General features: G+C 66.5%; 10 protein-coding genes. 6 read left to right on the top strand and 4 right to left on the bottom strand.

All coding sequences use genetic code 11. The features are described from left to right. Positions 1-2: 2 nt before the first annotated feature. Positions 3-1,478 carry a sugar ABC transporter ATP-binding protein gene (locus DM816_RS00320; RefSeq protein WP_117207978.1) on the bottom strand — a complete coding sequence of 492 codons (1,476 nt, stop codon included), beginning with the start codon at positions 1,476-1,478 and terminating at the stop codon, positions 3-5. Between the two features lie 391 nt (positions 1,479-1,869). On the opposite strand from DM816_RS00320, the gene DM816_RS00325 reads away from it, so the two are divergent. The 6 genes from DM816_RS00325 (at position 1,870) to DM816_RS00350 (ending at position 14,046) form a co-directional block, all read left to right on the top strand. Next, a complete protein-coding gene (locus DM816_RS00325; RefSeq protein ID WP_246001366.1) occupies positions 1,870-5,391 on the top strand; it encodes a ThuA domain-containing protein in 3,522 nt (1,173 codons plus the stop codon). A gap of 128 nt (positions 5,392-5,519) precedes the next feature. Further along, positions 5,520-6,623, top strand: a complete 1,104-nt coding sequence (locus tag DM816_RS00330) for an SGNH/GDSL hydrolase family protein (protein ID WP_117207979.1) — start codon at positions 5,520-5,522, stop codon at positions 6,621-6,623. 47 nt (positions 6,624-6,670) lie between these two features. Further along, positions 6,671-9,484 (top strand): PQQ-dependent sugar dehydrogenase, encoded by a 2,814-nt coding sequence (locus DM816_RS00335; RefSeq protein ID WP_117207980.1) that lies wholly within the window; start codon positions 6,671-6,673, stop codon positions 9,482-9,484. 13 nt (positions 9,485-9,497) lie between these two features. Beyond that, positions 9,498-11,198, top strand: a complete 1,701-nt coding sequence (locus DM816_RS00340; RefSeq protein WP_117207981.1) for a ThuA domain-containing protein — start codon at positions 9,498-9,500, stop codon at positions 11,196-11,198. Positions 11,199-11,227: 29 nt separating this feature from the next. Then, complete coding sequence (locus tag DM816_RS00345; protein WP_117207982.1) at positions 11,228-12,565, top strand: ricin-type beta-trefoil lectin domain protein; 1,338 nt, start codon at positions 11,228-11,230, stop codon at positions 12,563-12,565. Positions 12,566-12,630: 65 nt separating this feature from the next. Then, positions 12,631-14,046, top strand: coding sequence for a ricin-type beta-trefoil lectin domain protein (locus DM816_RS00350; RefSeq protein ID WP_246001368.1), 1,416 nt, complete (start codon positions 12,631-12,633; stop codon positions 14,044-14,046). A 48-nt stretch (positions 14,047-14,094) separates the two neighbouring features. Here the strand turns inward: DM816_RS00350 and DM816_RS00355 are convergent, their stop codons facing one another. The 3 genes from DM816_RS00355 to DM816_RS00365 form a co-directional block, all read right to left on the bottom strand. After that, on the bottom strand, positions 14,095-15,642 hold the full coding sequence (locus tag DM816_RS00355; protein ID WP_117207984.1) for an arabinofuranosidase catalytic domain-containing protein: 1,548 nt from the start codon (positions 15,640-15,642) through the stop codon (positions 14,095-14,097). A gap of 182 nt (positions 15,643-15,824) precedes the next feature. After that, a complete protein-coding gene (locus DM816_RS00360) occupies positions 15,825-17,507 on the bottom strand; it encodes an amylo-alpha-1,6-glucosidase (protein ID WP_211588486.1) in 1,683 nt (560 codons plus the stop codon). After that, positions 17,504-19,735: a beta propeller repeat protein gene (locus DM816_RS00365; RefSeq protein ID WP_211588487.1), complete on the bottom strand. Its 2,232-nt coding sequence runs from the start codon at positions 19,733-19,735 to the stop codon at positions 17,504-17,506. The genes DM816_RS00360 and DM816_RS00365 overlap by 4 nt, the downstream gene beginning before the upstream one ends. Positions 19,736-19,754: the final 19 nt, after the last annotated feature.

Raw genomic sequence — 19,754 nt, forward strand, 5'->3', positions numbered from 1 at the left:
GCTCACGAACCGGCTCCCGTCGCCAGGCCGACCACTGATTCCTCGGGTGGCCCGGCGGGCAGCTCACCGGCGACCCGCCCGTCCCGCAGCACGACGATCCGGTCGCTCATGCCGATCAGCTCCGGCAGTTCCGACGAGATCATCAACACGGCCGCCCCGTCGTCGGCGAGCCGGCGGATCAGGTCGTGGATGGCGGCCTTGGCGCCGACGTCGATCCCCCGGGTCGGCTCGTCGAACAGCAGTATTCGCGGTTTCATGGCCAGCCACCGGGCGAGGATGACCTTTTGCTGGTTTCCACCGGAGAGGAACCGAACCTCCTGCCGCTCCCCGGCAGCGTGCACCTGCACGCCGGCCAGCAGTTCCCGGATGCCAACGGCGCGCGCCGCCCGGCCGGCCACCGTGGGTGTGACCGCTCGCAACGCGAGCATCGCGTTGTCCAAAACCGACTGTCCAAGCACGAGCCCTTCGGCCTTGCGATCCTCGGTCACATAGGCGATTCCCGCGCGAACCGCGTGCCGGGGGGACCGGACATGCAGCGGGCTCCCGTCGAGGAACATCTCTCCCGTGCTGAACCGGTTGACCCCGAAGATGGCACGCGCCAGGGACGATCTGCCGGACCCTTGCAGCCCGCCGATGCCGACGACTTCGCCGGCCCGCAGCTCCAGGTCGATGGCGTGCAGTTTGCGATTGCCGGCCGCCTTGAGCGCCAGGCGAGCCGGCCCGGGTGTGGCTGTGGCCCGCGGTGGATAGTAGTGCGCCAGTTCCCGGCCGACCATATGGCGCACCAACGCTTCCGGGCTCGTGGCCGCCGTGTCCAAGGTGGTCACCAGCTTCCCGTCCTTGAGCACGGTGATCCGGCTGGACAGGTCGAAGACCTCTTTGAGGCGGTGCGAGACATAGAGGATGCCGATGCCGCGTTCCTGAAGCCGGCGCACCAATGCGTAGAGCAGCTCGACCTCGTGGTCGGCAAGCGAGGCGGTCGGCTCGTCCATGATGAGCACGCGGGCGTCAAGCGAGAGCGCCTTGACGATCTCCACGACCTGCTGCCGGGCGACGCCCAGGGTGCCTGCGGTCGCCTGCGGGGAGATGCCTTCCTGCCCCACCGAAGCGAGCAGTTCCTCGGTGCGCTCGTGCATCGCGCGCAGGTCGACCAGCCCGCGCCGCGTCGGCTCACGCCCAAGGAAGACGTTTTGCGCCACGGTGCGCTCCGGCAGCAGGTTGAACTCCTGATGGATGATGCCGATCCCGGCCGCCTGCGCCTGCCGCGGGTCACGGAACGACACCGGATCGCCGTCGAGGTGAATCATTCCGGCGTCCGGCTGGTGGGCACCCGAGGCGATCTTCATCAGCGTCGACTTGCCCGCACCGTTCTCACCGACCACGGCGTGAACCTCACCGGCTCGCACCTGAAGGCCGACGCCGTCGAGGACCCGCACGCCCAGAAACGACTTGCTGATCCCGTTCAGCTCCAGCAGCATGACACCCTCAAGATTTTTACCGTGGGACGGAACTTTTAGTGGTTTCATCGAAACTCGGTGCACCGGACGTTAGCCACAGAGCACAGGTTTGACAAGCCCGTCATCGGGTCGTAACGATCTCCCGTCGAGCCATTTCCCCGTCAACCTGGTCTGATAGAGGACGATCGGCCATCGGTCCATCGAGCCACATTTCATCCCGATCACGGGAAGTTTCTCTCAGATAACGAAAATTTTCGAACATTCATTGACAACAATCGGGCGGCTACGTCAAGCTCGGATGCACGATCGGCTGCGCTGCGGCGGGCGCGCCAATCCACCGTCCCTTTCCCTCCCTGGAGGACAAATGATGGACCGCCGCAAATCTGTCCTAAGCGGACTTGTGGCCGCGATCATGATGATCACCCCTCTCGTACTGACCTCGCCCGTGGACGCGGCGCCGGCCTTCCGAGCTTTGGTTTTCAGCAAGACCGTCGGCTACCGTCACGCCTCCATCCCGGCCGGGCTGACGATGTTCAGCCAGCTGGCCGCGGCGAACAACTTCGAGATCGTCACGTCGGAGGACTCGTCGGTGTTGACCCCGGCCAACCTCGCGACGTTCGACGTGCTGGTCATGCTCCAGACCTCCGGCATGGTGTTCAACAATCTGGCCGAGCGCCAGGCCGTCCAAGGATTTATCAACAGCGGCAAGGGAATCGTCGCGATCCACAACGCCACCGACATGGGCATCGACACCGAATACCCGTGGTGGGACAACACCATCAACGGCGGCGCGCACATGCCCGAGCACTCGCCCGGAGTGCTCCAGGGCACGGCGAAGGTGGCCGACAAGGTTCACCCGTCGACGGCGGGCCTGCCCGACAACTGGGTTCGCAGCGAGGAGTGGTACAACTTCGACCGCAACCCCCGCGGCAGCGTCCACGTCCTGGTGACCGTCGATGAGCGGACCTACAACCCCGGCAGCAGGGCCATGGGGCCGGACCACCCGATCTCCTGGTGCCGTGAGGTCGAAGGCGGCCGGGTGTGGGCGACCGCCATGGGGCACGACACCCCGGCATACAGCGAAACCCACTTCCGCAACCACATCCTCGGCGGCGTCAAGTGGGCGGCCGGCAACATGCCCGGCGACTGCGGTGGAACGGTGTGGGGCAACTTCGACAAGGTAAGCCTCGACCAGAACACGGTCGACCCGATGGCCCTCGACATCGCTCCCGACGGCCGGGTCTTCTACGTCCAGCGCGGTGGGGCACTCAAGATTTACAAGCCCAGCACCCGCTCCACCGTGACCGCCGGTCAGCTCAGTGTCTACACCGGCGGCGAGGACGGGCTGACGGGCATCGCCCTGGACCCGAACTTCGCCACCAACAACTGGGTCTACCTCTACTGGTCGCCGAGCGCGTCCGCAACGGACGTCAACCGGGTGTCCCGGTTCACCATGAGCGGTGACACGCTCAACGTGTCCAGCGAGGTCGTCCTGCTGAGCGTTCCCGCGTACCGGGATCGCACCTTCCCCGAGCCCGGACACACCGGGGGCTATCTGGCCTTTGGTCCCAACGGAAACCTCTACATCAGCACCGGCGATGACACCCCGCCCAACCTGGACCCGGCCTGGCAGGGATATGCCCCACTGGACTGGCGGCCCGGCAAGAGCTTCCTCGACGCGGCACGCTCGTCGGGCAACACCAACGATCTGCGTGGCAAGCTGCTGCGGATCCACCCGGAGGCCAACGGCACCTACACGATTCCGGCCGGAAACCTGTTCCCGCAAGGGACGGCGCAGACCAAGCCCGAGATCTACGCGATGGGCTTCCGCAACCCGTTCCGCTTCGAAGTGGACATGCAGACCGGATGGGTGAACCTGGCCGACTACGGCCCCGACCGCAATCCGCCGACCACCAACCGTGGCCCGGAAGGCCTGGTGGAGCTGAACGTCATCAAGCAGGCGGGCAACTTCGGCTGGCCGTTCTGCCACGGCAACAACCAGCCCTACGCGCCGTACAACCCGGACACCGGCGTCGTGGGGCCGAAGTTCAACTGCAACGCCCCCGTCAACGACTCGCCGAACAACACCGGTCTGCGCAACCTGCCGCCACTGGTGCAGCCGCAGATCTGGTACGGCTATCCGCAATCCGCCAACTTCCCCGAGATGGGAAGCACCGGGGGCACTGCGCCGATGGGCGGCCCGGTCTACCGGTACAACGCCGCCAGCACCAGCCCGACGAAGTTCCCGGAGTACTACAACGGAGTGCACTTCTTCTACGAGTGGGAACGTGGCTATGTCAAGGAAATCCACTTTGACGCCAACGGCAACCTCGTGAAGATCAACCCGTTCCTGCCCGGCCTCAGCTTCATCAAGCCCATGGCCATGCGGTTCGGACCGGACGGATCGCTGTACGTGCTCGAATGGGGCTCCTCGTTCGGCGGTGGCAACAACGACTCGGCGCTCTACCGCATCGACTACGTGAGAAGTGGCGGGCGCGCACCCGTCGCGAGGGCCACGGCGACCCCGACCAACGGTCTTGCCCCGCTGACCGTGCAGTTCTCCAGCACCGGATCGTCCGATCCCGACCCGGGCAACGTCATCAGTTTCGCCTGGGACTTCGACAACAACGGCACCACCGACTCCACCGCGGCCAACCCGTCGCACGTCTACAACGCCAACGGCAACTACACCGCCAAGCTGACGGTGCGCGACAACACCGGGCTGTCGTCGTCGGCGACGATCCCGATCACCGTGGGCAACAGGGCACCGACGGTAACCGTCACCAGCCCGCCCAACGGAGGCATGCTCGACTTCGGACAGCAGGTCGCATACGCCATCAGCGCTTCCGACCCTGACGACGGCACGGTCACGTGCAGCCGGGTCATCATGAACCCGGCGCTCGGGCACGATGACCACGAGCACTCGACGACCGACTATCCGGGGTGTTCCGGCACGGTCAACACCGAAATCCTGGGTGGGCATCCGGACGGCGCCAACCTGTACTACGCGTTCAACGCGCGCTACACCGACAACGGCAACGGCACGGTCAACCCGCTGACGGGTTACGCCAAGGCCATCCTGCAGCCCAAGCATAAGCAAGCCGAGTACTTCACCCAGCAGTCCGGCGTCCGGGTCGTCGCGCAGTCCGGCGCCGAGGGCGGCAACCGGATCGGCGACATCAGCAACAACGACTGGATCATGTTCAGCCCGATGAACCTGCTGAACATCAACACCATCAGCTACCGTGTTTCGGCGCCGTCCGGCGGCGGCGGCAGCATCGAGCTGCGGGCCGATTCACCGACGGGCCAACTGCTGGCGACGGCTTCGGTGACCAGCACCGGTGGGTGGGACAATTATCAAAACCTTGCTCCGGTACCGGTTGCGGCGCTCAGCGGCACGCACAACCTGTACATGGTCTTCAAGAGCACCACTACCAACTCGTTCGACGTGGACGCGTTCACGTTCGGCGGGGCAGGCGTGGGCACCGGTCCCACCGGTGGCATCGCGGGCAAGACCTACACGATGACCGCCGTGCACAGCAACCTGCTGGCCAATGTCAACGGCAACTCCACGGCCGACAACGCCACCGTGATCCAGTGGTCGGCCACCGGTGGCAACAACGAAAGGTGGCAAGCGGTCGACGCGGGCAGCGGCCAGGTGTACCTCAAGGCCGTCCACAGCGGAAAGTGCATGGCGGTCTCGGGCGGTTCCACCGCGGATGCCGCGGCGATCGTCCAGCTCACCTGCAACAACCAGAACACCCAGAAGTGGGAGCCCGTGCCCACCGGCACGACCGGCGTGTACCAGTTCCGGGCCGTCCACAGTGGAAAGTGTCTGGATGTCAACGGCGCCTCCACATCCACCGGCGCCGCTCTCATCCAGTGGTCCTGCCACACCGGCAACAACCAGCGCTGGCGCTTGACGGTCGTCTGACCCACGTATTCCAGCCCGCGCACGACACCGGCGGGGTGGGCCTGTTCAGGCTCACCCGCTGGTGGTCGTGGCGGTCCCCCATGTGCTGAATCGGGCGCGGGCTTGTGCCGACAACCCAAGGAGAGACAATGCGTACACGCCGTCGATGGGTCGCAGCAGCCGCCGTGGCCGTCATCATGGGCACCGTGCTGCACGGCGGGATCGCCGCCGCCGAGTCCAATGGCGGGGTCCGGGTGATGCCGCTGGGCGATTCCATCACCGAGGGGACGCAGATTCCCGGCGGGTACCGGAACGGGCTCTGGCAACGCTTGGCCGCCAACGGATACCGGGTGGACTTCGTGGGCTCTCAGTTCAACGGCCCGCCCAGTCTCGGCGACCACGACCACCAGGGTCATCCCGGCTGGCGCATCGACCAGATCGACGCCAACATCGTCCGCTGGCTCCAGGTCACCAACCCCCGCACGGTACTTCTGCACATCGGCACCAACGACGTGCTGCAAAATTACCATCTCGCCACGGCGCCGAGCCGGCTGTCCACATTGGTCGATCGCATCACGGCAACCGTCCCGGCCGCCGATGTGTTCGTCGCGACCATCATCCCGCTCGCCAACGCCGATCAGGAAAGCAAGGCCCGCTCCTTCAACGCCACCATCCCGGCCATGGTGCAGTCCAAGGTGAACGCCGGCAAACGCGTGCACCTGGTGGACATGCACGCCGCGCTGACTACCGCCGACCTGATCGACGGCGTGCATCCCACCGCGGGTGGCTACGACAAGATGGCCGCCACCTGGCTCACCGCACTGCGGTCCGTGCCAGGCAGCATCGGTGACCCCGGCCAGCCCGCCCGGCCGATCGTCGGTGTGCAGTCCGGCCGGTGCCTGGATGTGCCGAACACCGCCAACGGCACTCAGATCCAGCTGTGGGACTGCCACGGCGGGGCCAACCAGTCCTGGACCCACACCGCCGGCCGGCAACTGGTGGCCTCCGGCGGCAAGTGCCTGGACGCACGCGGTCAGGGCACGAGCAACGGTACCCAAGTGGTCGTCTGGGACTGCAACGGGCAGACCAATCAGCAGTGGAACGTCAATGCCAACGGCACGATCACCGGCGTCCAATCCGGACTGTGCATCGACGCGTCCGGCCTAGGCACCGCCAACGGCACCAAGCTCATCCTGTGGGCATGCCACGGCGGCGCCAACCAGAGGTGGACTATGGCTGCCGCCACCAGCTAGTCGGCCTCCCTCAACCAACTCCACGACCCAAAGGTGTGTGACCTCGCATGAAAAAACCTATGAGTGCGGCGGTATCCGCCGCTGTTCTCGCGGCAGGCGTTGTGGTGGCCGTCCTCACCGCTGCGTCGCCGGCCGCGGCGCATCCCGTCAACGCGGCGGACTTCCAGCAGATCGAGCTCGCCCGCGGTGTGGCCGAGATGGGCGAACCGATGTCGATGGCAGTGCTGCCCGACCGCTCCGTGCTGCACACCTCGCGCAACGGGGTGCTGCGCCGCACCACCGCCGCCGGAGCCACGAGCGTGATCGGCACGCTGCAGGTGTATTCCCACGACGAGGACGGCCTGCAGGGCATCGGAGTGGACCCGGGCTTCGCCACCAACCGGCACATCTACCTGTACTACGCGCCACCACTGTCCACTCCGGGCGGTGACGCGCCATCCACCGGCACGGACTTCTCGGCCTGGAACGGCGTGAACCGGTTGTCGAGGTTCACCCTCAACGCCGATTTCACGCTCAACATGAGCAGCCAGGTGACCGTGCTGGAGGTGGCGGCCAACCGGGGCATGTGCTGCCACGCGGGCGGAGACATCGACTTCGACGCGGCCGGCAACCTGTACCTGTCCACAGGGGACGACACCAACCCGTTCGATTCGAGTGGCTACGCACCGCTCGACGAGCGGAGCAACCGCAACCCGGCCTACGACGCGCAGCGCAGCGCGGCCAACACCAACGATCTGCGGGGCAAGGTGCTGCGGATCAAGGTGAACGCCAACGGGACGTACTCGATCCCGGCCGGCAACCTGTTCCCGCCGGGCACCGCGGGCACGCGGCCCGAGATTTATGCCATGGGCCTGCGCAACCCGTTCCGGTTCAACGTTGACAAGCCGACCGGTGCAATCTACCTCGGCGAATACGGGCCGGACGCCGGCAGCGCCAGCGCGACCCGTGGGCCCGCCGGTCTGGTGGAGTTCAACCGGATCACCTCGGCGGGCAACTACGGCTGGCCCTACTGCGTCGGCACCAACACCACCGCCGAGGCCTACGTGGATTACACGTTCCCGTCCGGCCCGTCGGGTGCCCGGTTCAACTGTGCCGCGCCAGTCAACGACTCGCCGCGCAACACCGGGTTGCGGAACCTGCCGGCCGCGCGCCCGTCGTGGATCAAGTACGACAACTGCTCGTTCGCCGCGTTCGGCTGTGGCTCCGAGTCGCCGATGGCCGCACCGGTGTACCGCTACGACGCCGCCAACCCCTCGACCATCAAGTTCCCGCCGGCGTTGGACGGGCACGTCTTCGCCACCGAGTTCGGCCGGCGCTGGATCAAGACCATCGACGTCAACGCCGACGGCACTCCCGGGCAGGTCAGCGACTTCCCGTGGCGCGGCACGCAGATCATGGACGCCGCGTTCGGTCCAGACGGTGCACTGTACGTCTTGGACTACGGCACCGGCTGGGGCGGTGGCGACGCCAACTCCGCGCTGTACCGCATCGAATACAACCCCGCGGGCAACCAGGCGCCGATCGCACGGGCAGCCGCCAACCGGACCTCCGGCCACGCGCCGCTGGCCGTGAACTTCTCCAGCGCGGGCTCGTCGGACCCGGAGGGCACCGCGCTGACGTACTCGTGGAACTTCGGTAACGGCAACACCTCCACCGCGGCCAACCCCAGCCACACGTACACGACCAACGGGGTCTACACCGCGACACTCACCGTGACCGACGCGGGCGGGCGCTCCGCTGTCGCCAACGTCATCATCACGGTCGGCAACACCGCCCCGACGGTCACCCTGACCACACCGATCAACGGCTCCCTGTTCAACTTCGGCGACAGCGTGCCGTACACGATCACCGTGTCCGACCCGGAGGACAGCGCCATCGACTGCAGCCGGGTCAAGCTCTCCTACAACCTGGGTCACGACAACCACGGTCACCTCATCACCACGCGCACCGGATGCTCCGGGACGATGCAGATCCCGGTGGACGGTGAGCACGACACCGCGGCGAACCTGTACGGCGGGTTCGTCGCCGAATACACCGACCTCGGCGCGAACGGGCAGCCGCCGCTGACCACGCAGGCGCAGCACGTCCTGCAGGTGCGGCACCGTCAGGCCGAGCACCGCGGCACCCAGTCGGGCACCGGCCTGTTCAGCAAGGCAAGCGCCGAGGGCGGGCAGACCGTCGGTGACATCCACAACGGCGACTGGATCGCGTTCGAGCCCTACGCGCTGGCCGGCGAAACCCGTTTCACCGCCCGGGTTTCCTCCGCCGGCTCCGGCGGCACGCTCTCGGTGCGCGCCGGCTCGCCCACCGGCACCGTGCTCGGCACGGTCACCGTCCCGGTCACAGGCGGCTGGGAGACCTTCAGGGAGGTTTCGACCACCCTGTCCAACGTCCCGGCCGGAACGATCACGCTGTATCTGACCTTCCATGGCAGCGGCACGGGCAATCTGTTCGACGTGGACGCCTTCACCTTCGGCACATCCACGGGCAGCCGCACCGGGCAGATCAGGAGCTCCAGCGGCAAGTGCGTGGACGTCAGCGGTGCCAGCTCCGCTGACGGGACGAAGATTCACCTGTGGACGTGCAACAGCGGCACCAACCAGCAGTGGACCATCGGAGCCGACGGCACGATCCGCTCGCTGGGCAAGTGTATGACCGCCAACGGCACCGCAGACGGCGCACTCGTGCAGCTGTGGGCCTGTAACGGCGGCACCAACCAGCAGTGGACATCGGGCGCTGACGGCACCATCCGGGCCTTGAGCAGGTGCTTGGACGCCAACGGGGGCAGTTCCGCCGACGGGACCCAGCTCATCATCTGGACCTGCCACGGCGGCACCAACCAACGCTGGACTCTACCCTGAGAGGAATCCGGTTATGCGACAAACAATGCGCAGCATCATCGGCGCAGCGGCGACGACGCTGATCCTGGCCAGCGTCGGCTGTCCGCCGGCGAGCGCCGCGGACACACCGTATGACGTGCTGGTGTTCTCCAAGACGGCGGGCTTCCGGCACGACTCCATCCCGCAAGGCATCCAGATGATCCGCGAACTTGGGGCGGCCAACAGCTTCACCGTGACCGCCACCGAGGACGCCAACCAGTTCAACGCCACCAACCTGGCGCAGTTCGAGGCCGTCGTCTTCCTCAACACCACCGGCGACGTGCTCAACGCGACCCAGCAGACCGCCTTCGAGAACTACATCCGGGCCGGCGGCGGGTATGTTGGCGTGCACTCCGCCTCGGACACCGAGTACAACTGGGCGTTCTACGGCGAGCTCGTGGGCGCCTACTTCGCCTCGCACCCGGCGATCCAGCAGGCAACGATCCGGGTCGAAAACCGCGCGCACGCCGCGACGGCCGGGTTGAGCCCGACGTGGGTGCGCACCGACGAGTGGTACAACTTCCGGACCAACCCCCGGTCGTCGGCTCGCGTACTGGCCACTTTGGACGAGTCGAGCTACTCCGGTGGCAGCATGGGCGCCGACCACCCGCACGCCTGGTGCAAGACGTACCAGGGGGGACGGTCCTTCTACACCGGCAGCGGACACACCCAGTCCTCCTACAGCGAGCCGGCGTTCCGGTCCCACGTGCTGGGCGGAATCCGGTACGCGGCCAACCGGACCAAGGCGGACTGCCGGCCGGAGACCGGCTACACCGCGCTCTACAACGGCTCCACCACAGGCTGGTCCCAGGCCGGGCCCGGCGGGTTCAGCAACAGCAACGGCACGCTGACCTCGTCCGGCGGGATGGGCATGCTCTGGTACAGCACCAAGGAGTTCCGCTCCTACTCGCTCAAGCTGGACTGGATGATGCCCGGCGATGACAACTCCGGTGTCATCGTCGGCTTCCCGCCGACAAGCGACCCGAACGCCGCCCTCAACACCGGCTACGAGGTACAGATCGATGCCACTGACACCGCAGACCGGACCACCGGGTCCATCTACGGGTTCAAGGCGGCCGATCAGGCGGCCCGTGACGGGGCGCTGAACCCACCGGGCGAGTGGAACACCTTCGAACTGCTCGTCGAGGGCGAGCGCCTGCAGGTGTTCCTCAACGGCGTGAAGATAAACGACTTCACCAACACCGATCCGGTACGGTCGCTGGCCTCCGGGCACATCGGCATCCAGAACCACGGCACCGGCGACGACGTGTCGTTCCGCAACATCCGGATCAAGGAGCTGGGCGGGACTCAGCCCCGCACCGGGCAGATCCGGAGTGCCAGTGGCAAGTGCGTGGACGTCAGCGGCGCGAGTTCCACCGACGGTTCGAAGATCCAACTGTGGACCTGCCACAACAACCCCAACCAGCAGTGGACGATCGGCTCGGACAACACCATCCGCTCGCTGAGCAAGTGCATGACCGTGGCCGGTGGCAGCACCGCAAACGGCGCGCTGGTGCAGTTGTGGACCTGCAACGGCTCCGGCTCACAGAACTGGACCGCCGGAGCCAACGGCTCTCTGGTGAATCAGCAGTCCGGCAAGTGCCTGGATGCCAACGGCGGCAGCTCCGCCGACGGTACCCAACTCATCATCTGGACCTGCCACGGCGGCACCAACCAACGCTGGACACTGCCGTGACCCATGAAGGAACGAAAGGAGACACAGCAGTGAGACAGTCATCCACCCGCTGGCTGGGGGCGACAATCGCCGTCCTGGCCGTGGCTGCCATAGGTGCGTATGCGCTCACGGCCGGTTCGCCCGCATCAGCGGCGAACTCCGCCGGCTGCGGCAAGGCCCCGACCCTGACCAGCGGCACGCGGACGATTCAAAGCGGCGGCAAGAGCCGCAGCTTCATCCTGAAGATCCCCGACAGCTACAACAACAACTACGCCCACCGGCTGGCCTTCGGATTCCACTGGTTGGGCGGCACCGCCAGCCAGGTCGCGGGGGGCGGATCCGATGGGTACGCCTGGGCGTACTACGGCATGCAGTCGCAGTCGGGCAACACGACCATCTTCGTTGCGCCCCAGGGGCTCAACAACGGCTGGGGCAACTCCAACGGCGAGGACGTGACGTTCACCGACGACATGATCAGGCTGATCGAAGCCGACCTGTGTGTCGACACGACGCAGCGGTTCTCGGTGGGCTTCAGCTATGGCGGCGCCATGAGTTACGCGCTCGCGTGCGCCCGGCCGACCGTCTTCCGTGCGGTCGTCGCCATCGCCGCCCCCGGCGCGATCAGCGGATGCAGCGGCGGCACCCAGCCGTTCGCGTACATGGGAATCCATGGCATCTCGGACAACATTTCCGCCGGACGGTCGCTGCGGGACAGGTTCGTCAGGAACAACGGCTGCACCCCGCAGAACCCGCCGGAGCCCGCACGGGGCAGTCTCACCCACATCATCACCGTCTACTCGGGCTGCCAGGCCGGGTATCCGGTGGTCTGGGCACCGTTCGACGGAGGTCACCAGCAGGGTCCGGTGGATGGGTGCGCCGGGTGTGAGAGCGGCGCCCGCAGCTGGGTCAAGCCGGAGGTGTGGAAGTTCTTCACGCAGTTCGGGTCCGGTCCGACGCCGAGCAACCCACCGACGAGCAGCCCGCCGCCCGGTCAGCAGAACGTCCAGATCGTGGGTGGTCAGTCCGGCCGGTGTGCCGACGTGCCCAACTCCAGCACCACCAACGGCACCCAATTGCAGATCTGGGATTGCCACGGCGGCACCAACCAGCGCTTCACCTACAACAGCAGCAGTAGGCAGCTGACCGTGTATGGCAACAAGTGCCTCGACGCCAGCGGACAGGGCACCAGCAACGGCACCCGTGTGGTGATCTGGGACTGCCACGGTGGCGCCAACCAGCAGTGGAACGTCAACGCCAACGGCAGCATCACGGGAGTCCAATCCGGACTGTGCCTGGACGCCAGCGGCAACGGCACCGCCAACGGCACCCTGCTTCAGCTGTGGTCCTGCCACGGCGGCGGCAATCAGCAATGGAGCTTGCGCAACTGACCGCGTTTTCGGGGCCGGGCGGAGTCACCGTCCGGCCCCGAACCGTACCTATCAAGGAGCAGAAAGTGAAACTTTTATCGAGGCGCGGCCTCGCATTGATGGTCAGCCTAGCCTGTGCCACGACCTTCCTTCCCGCCATCGCTGCCCCCGCCGCGGCGGACACCAGCCAGTTCATGGGCGTCAACTGGGCCCGTCTCGGCGACAACTTCCACGGCGGGACGCTGATCCTGCACGGGCTCAACGGCTCCGACAGCTACGCGACGGTGCGGGCCAAGGCCGACGCCGTCTACACCGGTTTCCAGAACAACCTCGGCGCCAACACCGTCCGGCTGCCGGTCAACACCTATAGCGTGGGCACCAGTTGGTGGAACGCCTACACCGGCGCCATTGACGCCGCCACCGACAGGGGCTTGAAGGTCATCCTGTCCTACTGGGAGGACGGGGTGGCGGCCAGGAGCGGCAGGATCGTCAACACCGGCGCCTTCAATTCCATGTGGAACACCGTTGTCGCCAAATACGGCGCCAACAGCCTGGTCTACTTCGAACCGATGAACGAGCCCGGCGGCCACAGCGCCACCGAGTGGGCCGACATCGCCGCCGCGTGGATCACCAGCCGCCCCTCAATCCCGAGGAACCGCATAGTCGTCAGCGGCGCCGGCCTGAACACCAACACCAAGGCCATGTGCGCCGACCGCCGCCTCGACGGGACCCTTCTTTCGCTGCACCACTACACGTTCTTCAGCGGTGCCAAGACCTACGACCAGTGGGTGGCCTACCTCAAAGACGCGATCGGCACCTGCGCCTCGCGGACCATCGTGGACGAGTTCGGCGCACCGATGGATACCGGCCTCAATTACCACGACGCCAACAGCACCGACAACTTCGTCCGCTACTTCCGCGCGACCACCGCCGTCCTGCGCGAGCTGCGCATGGGCTCGATCTACTGGCCCGGACTCGGCGGTAAAATCACCGCCGGGCAGAGCGACGACTGGTATGCCATGCAGAAGCTGCACGGCAGCGGCACCAACCTCACGCTGAGCACCCCCAACGCCAGCGGCCTGGATCGCCTCAAGTACGCCTGGGGCAGTGGCGGCAGCGTGCCGGTTGCCACCAACCTGAGAAACGTCGGCACGACTCGTTGCCTCGAAATCCCCGCGGGCACCACCAATGCTCAGGTGCAGGTGTCTACTTGCAGCACGTCGAGTGCTCAGCAGTGGACCCGGACCGACTCCGGGCAGATCACCGCCCTCGGCGGGCAGAAGTGCCTGGACGCCTTCGGCCGGGGCACGACCAACGGCACGGTTGTCGGAACGTATGACTGCAACGGCGGCGACAACCAGAAGTGGGTCTTCAACTCCGACGGCACGATCCGCGGCGTGCACTCCGGGCTCTGTCTCGACGCGAATCAGTCCACCTTCAAGGTGCAGCTCTGGTCCTGCTGGGGCGGCAACAACCAGAAGTGGCAGACGCACACCCCCTAGCCCGTAAGCCGGTTTCCCTCCTGTGAGGGAGGGAAACCGGGTCAACAACTAGCGATAGCCGGCCGCGATGATGTTGGCCTGTATCGCGTTCTCGGTCGCGTCGGACGGATAGCCGGTCACCATCGCGCCCTCATAGAACGTCCCGGCGCTGAGGTTGGCGCCGCCGCCGGGCTTGCAGCAGTCGCCGCCGCTGCCCAGGATGATGGCTCCCTGCTTTTTCATCGGGCTGTATCCGGGCGGAAGCGCGCCGTCCCAAAGCGTGAACAGGGTGCCGGACTGCGCGTTGGCGCCCTTGATCGCGAACCGCGTGGTCCCGTTGTTCTTCAGCATGGCCGTGACGAACTTACTGGTGAACGCCCTCTGGTTGGGGTTCCAGGACTGGCTTCCACCCGAGTAGAGGCCCCACTCCAGATCCGCCTGGACCCACGGGCCGGTTCCCGAGCACCCGCCGAACCAGCACTGCGTGCTGAAGTTAATGGCGTCCATGGCTCCGGCGGCGTCGGCGCTTCTCGTCGTCTCGCTGTTGCCGTAGTCGAAGCAGCAGCCGTTGTTGACGTGCGTGCCGCTGGTCACCATGTACATGCCTTCGGGGGCGCTGCCCGTCGGCACACCGGTCAGGTGGCCGTCGCGCCAATAGCTGTTGCCGGGATTGATGTAGAGCGAGTATGCCTTGTTGCCTCCGACCGTCAGCGACTCGGAGGTGGCGATCGCCGGGCGGCTCTGGCTCGAACCGGGGACCTCTGCCGACCCCTGATACCACAGGTTGTTTCCCCTCCCGGACTGGTCGTAGATGACGGTGATGACGCACGTGGTGCCGGCGCAGAACGAGTCCTGGGCCGCCGCGTTGGCGGAGCCGCCCGCGCTCAGGACCGGGATGTTGCGGGTCGTGTTGTCCGACGAGCGCCTGACTTGGTAGAGGTTGCCGTTGTACGAACCGTAGAGCGCTCGCACCGTGCTGTGAGCTGCTATGCAGGGCGTGCCGCCCGAGGCGTAGATGTCGCAGGGGCGGTCACCGGTCGGCGGTTGCGACGACGATGACGGCGACGGCGACGGCTGCGACGGCGAGGTCCACTGCTGGTTGCTCTGCCCGTGACACGACCAAAGGATGATGTTCGTGCCGTTGGCCGTGCCGGCGGCGTTGGCGTCGAGGCAGAGGTTCGATTGGACGCCGGTGATGGAGCCGTTGGCGTTCACATTCCACTGCTGGTTGTTCTGCCCGTTGCAGTCCCAGATGATGACGCGGGTGCCGTTGGCGGTGCCGCGCCCTTCGGCGTCGAGGCACTTGTTGCCGTACACCATGAGCTGCCGACCGGCCGTGTAGGTCCAGAGCTGGTTGGCGGCCCCATTGCAGTCCCACAACTGCATCTGTGTGCCGTTGGCGATGCTGGAGTTGGGGACGCTCAGGCAGCGTCCGGAGGCAACGCCCGAGATCTGGGCGGTCTGCCCGGGCTCGATGGCCGCCGTCACAGGCGCGGACAGCACCTTGCCGGTCTGCGACGCCAGAGCCGTACTGCCGGCGATCAGGGCGAGGATCAGCGCGCCGGCCACGACAGACGGTCTTCTGTAGCGGCGGCGCAGGAGGTTTGGAGTGACCATGGCGGTTCCTCACGTGTGGTTGAGTCAGGACTCGGCAGGAACGCCGGGCCGTAGAGGAACCGTCCACTCGGGACAAGCTGCGGCTGGGACAATGCCGACTCCTGAAACGGATGGTGGAGTGGACATCTCGCCCGCCGAGCGCGATCAGTCAAGACGTAGATTGCCCTACGGCGAAGGCCAAGTCAAGCGACGATTTTCGATTGTCCAATGGTGGAGCCGACGTATGCGCCGGCGAGGAGAAGATAGGCGCCGGCGGTTTGGGTGCAGGCGCGCTCATGCAGTGCGACGCCGGTGAGGGAGTCGAAATTCTCCGCGAAGCCGGAGCCTTCGCACAAGGCGCGAAACCGGTCGCTGATCTCGTCGGCCAGCTCCTGGTATCCACTGCGGCGTAACCCGTCTTCGATCAGAACCGTTGCCGACGCCGAGATCGGGCCCCGCCAGTGTCCTTCGGCCCGATAGTGCGGCGAGGCGGGCAGCTCTGTGGCCAGACCATGCTCGGTCAGGTGCGCGCGGATGCGCTTGGCGAGCGCGTCACGCATGTCTTCGGGCAACTGGTCGGCGAGCACGATCGGCATCAGGTCCAGCAGGCTGTCACTGGTCCAGGTGCGCTGGTTTCCGGCCGCACGTGCCGCGAACCGTTCCCCCGTCCACAATTCCAGCAACCCGGCGCGCATGCGGTCGGCGTCGAGGGCCCACGATTTGGCGTCGGCAGCGAGCCCGAGTTCGCAAGCCAGGTCTGCGAGCTCGCGCGTCTGCAACACCAGAAACGCCGCCAGATCGGCGGACTCGGTCGCGTGCCCCTGACCGAACGTGGTCGCGCTGTCCCAGCCGCTGTCACTGCCGTGTTGGTAATGCGCCAGGGCATGTCCGGGCACCCGGCGCGTGGTGAGCCAGAAGTTCGTCCAGCTCGCCAGCTCCCGATAGGCCTTGGTCAGCGTGATCTTGCCCAGCGTGGGGATCTGTTGCCGCAACCGGTGCAAGGCCCAGCCGTGGATGGGTGGCTTGACGAAGTGGTAAAGGACCTCCGAATGCGAGACGGAATCCGGCAGCGCGCCCGAGTCGTCTTGGTGCTCGAAGGGCAACCGGTATTGCGCCCAGGCGAGATCCGGCAGCCCGGACGCGACGGCGAGCGCGTTGACGCAGTGGTCCCAGCTCCACACCTTGTCCGCGCGATGTTTGGAGCCGAGGATTGCCGGGAGGGTGACGAATCCGGCCGGGCGGACGGTGGTCGACCACAGGATGTAGGCGGCGAGCTCGGCCGCCGGCGTGTCGGCGTTTCGCCACGGCGCGATCGAGTCGGCGTACCGGTGGAATCCGATGGCGCCGGCGGTGACGATCTGGTCGAAGGTCAGCACGGCTCGGTACGGAGGCCGGGCACTGTCGTATTCCTCGATCGCGATTTCCCACTCGCGGTCGTGCCGCATGGTGATTGCCCGTTTGCCCGGCCGGAGTTCCGGCGAGAGCGGCGTGACGCGGTACCTGCGGCCCGTCCCCGGGACGGCGCAAAGCCACGAGCCGTCGACCGGATCGTGCAGGAGGTGATTTCGCGAAGACGCCACTGCCAGGCGCAGGCCCAGCCCCACGCCCCGGACCCGTACGGTGTCGGGCGTCTCGTAGGCCAGCTCGATGCGGCCCTGCTCACCGGTCCAGGTCAATCGCGACGGCACGGCCGTGATGGTGGTCCGCGCCCGGCCATCGCCGAACTGCGGGGTGAACCGCAGCACCGGTTGTTGCCGCGTCTGGTGTGACACGAGGTGCACATCGCCCGCGTGGGTCGCCTCCCCGGCCACTTCTGCGAAGTTGAACCAGGATCCGCAGTAGCTGAACGGGATATCTCGTATCGAGAACTGCGCATGTTGCTTCATGTCCCCCATGGCGAAAGGCTCCTGTCGCCGTAGACGATGCCGCGCCCGTTGCCGGTGACGTAGACGCGGCCGTAAATCCGTGGGTCGCCAGTGATGGCGCAGCAGGCGTTGCCGTATTGATGCTGATCGTCGTTGATGCGCGCCCAGCCGGCACCGCCGTCATCGGAGCGGAAGAAGCCGCGTACGCCGCCTATTTGGGCGACGGCGTACACCGCCGGATAGGTGCGAGCGGGTGGCGCTTTGCCGAATCCGACGTTGTCGGCGCGCTCCACATTGGACAGGCGGGTGAAGCTCGCGCCCGAGTCCGTGGAGCGCCACATGCCGTAGGCGCCGACGGGGCTGCCGCCTGCCAACCAGATGTCGCCTTCGTGTCCCGGCACTGCCTTGAAGTACACACTGCCCTCCGCGGGCAGACCGGTCGCGGCGGTGGCCTGGAAGGTGGCTCCACCGTTGGCGCTCACGAAGAACGTGCCGTCCTTGAACGCATAGAACGTGTGAGGGTTGACCCGGTCGGATCTCACGACCGCATTCGGCGGCACACCGGTCGACTGCGCCCACGGCATCCCGAATCCTGCCGAGAAAACCACCGGCTGACCGGGATCGCCCGGCGCCCACACGAACCGGCGCCCGTCGGCGGAAACGGCGACGCTACCGCCGAGGCTGATCCCTCGCGGTTCGGTGTGCTGAAACCAGGTCGCGCCACCGTCGGTGGAGAACGCGATGTGGCAGTCGCTGGGCCGGTCGGTGAAGTCTCCGGCCCGCACGATCACGCCAGGGTTGCTTTCCGCGTAGTCCAGGCTCCGTGTGGTGGTGAACACGGGCCCGGTGAAGATGGTCGACGGGACGCGCTCCAGGTCATCGTGGCGGAATCCGCCGACGTCACCGAGCGCGCTGATCAGCGGCGGCCCGCTCGGCGGGCTGATGAGATCGATGACCGCGGTCTGCTCCAGCCCATTGACCATCGGTGTGATGATGACTGTCCCGCCGGAGTCCCAGTCGGTGAGGTTGTTCGTGCCGTAGATCGTCGCCCCGGTACCGTACATCATCCGATTGGGGTTGAAGGGGTCTATTTCGAGGGCCGCTGTCATCCAACCGAGCTTCGGGCTCGTCGCCGGTGGATCGGATTCCTCGCCGAAGGTGAGCCAGGGAATTGAGGAAATATCCATCGTGTACCGGACGGTGCGCTCGGAATACGTCGCCCATTCCCAGATGCCGGTCCAGCTGGCGCCCCCGTCGGTGCTGCGGAAGAAGATGGCGTCGGGCCACCACGACACCTGCGTCGTCACCATGATGGTTTCAGGATTCTGCCGGTCAAGCGTCAGCCCGCTGTAGCCGAAGTAGCAGTCGGGACTGCTGGAAGGGATCGGGCTGATGCGCGTCCACGCCGTGGTGGCGATGTCGTAGCGCCACACGTCACCCTTGGCGCCGTCGTAGGGTCCGGCGGTGTCGCTGGTGGCGATGTACAGCACGCGGTTCACCGAGTCCACGATCCCCTTGTGCGGCAGGTATTCGGCCGGCGCGCCCGGGATGGCCGACCAGGTGACACCGCCGTCTGTGCTGTGGTAGACCGGGTTGGCCGGGTCGGCCACACCGACGTAGATGCCTTGCGTGGCATGGCCTTCGCCCCCGGTTGACGCGTCGAAAGCGACCCAGACCACGCCGATCCGCTGACTGAGGTATCTCTCGGGATCGCTGGGGTCGGGCGCGTAGTCCCCGCTGCCGGGAAAGCCGGCGACCCTCGCCCAGCTGGCTCCCGAGTCGGTGCTGCGCCACAGGCCGTTGCCGTTGGGCGCACCCAGGTAGAGGATCGCGTTGTGGTTGGGGTCGATCGCTAGCCGCTCCCCCATCCCCCGGCCGGGCATGTTGGCGCCCAACTTGAACGGCAGTGGGCTGATCTCCCAGGTGTCGCCCCGATCGACCGAACGCAGGATCGCGCCGTTGTTCGGATCCCAGTCGTTGGTGTACATCCCCACGGCCGCGTACACCCGGTCGGGATCGATCGGGTCGGTGGCGACACTGGCCACGCCCTGATATCCCCAGTTATCCCATCCCACCCAGTCGAGCAACGGGATCCACGACTGCGTGCTTTCCTCCCAGCGATACATTCCGCCGATGTCGGTGCGCGCGTAGATGAGGTTTGGCCGGCTCGGGTTGCACACGATGCCGGTGACGAACCCGCCTCCGCCGATCCGCACATTGCGCCAGACATAGGGATCGGATCTGGGCACCGCGAGCTGAGCGGTCGAT

The organism is Allorhizocola rhizosphaerae (assembly GCF_003426775.1).
GTDB classification, from domain to species: Bacteria; Actinomycetota; Actinomycetes; order Mycobacteriales; family Micromonosporaceae; genus Allorhizocola; species Allorhizocola rhizosphaerae.

What these genes read in the sequence shown, in the direction of transcription:
- DM816_RS00360 (WP_211588486.1), bottom strand. Translation starts at nt 17,507, where the DNA reads ATGAAGCAACATGCGCAGTTCTCGATACGAGATATCCCGTTCAGCTAC.
- DM816_RS00330 (WP_117207979.1), top strand. Translation starts at nt 5,520, where the DNA reads ATGCGTACACGCCGTCGATGGGTCGCAGCAGCCGCCGTGGCCGTCATC.
- DM816_RS00325 (WP_246001366.1), top strand. Translation starts at nt 1,870, where the DNA reads ATGATGATCACCCCTCTCGTACTGACCTCGCCCGTGGACGCGGCGCCG.
- DM816_RS00355 (WP_117207984.1), bottom strand. Translation starts at nt 15,642, where the DNA reads ATGGTCACTCCAAACCTCCTGCGCCGCCGCTACAGAAGACCGTCTGTC.
- DM816_RS00320 (WP_117207978.1), bottom strand. Translation starts at nt 1,478, where the DNA reads ATGCTGCTGGAGCTGAACGGGATCAGCAAGTCGTTTCTGGGCGTGCGG.
- DM816_RS00335 (WP_117207980.1), top strand. Translation starts at nt 6,671, where the DNA reads ATGAAAAAACCTATGAGTGCGGCGGTATCCGCCGCTGTTCTCGCGGCA.
- DM816_RS00340 (WP_117207981.1), top strand. Translation starts at nt 9,498, where the DNA reads ATGCGACAAACAATGCGCAGCATCATCGGCGCAGCGGCGACGACGCTG.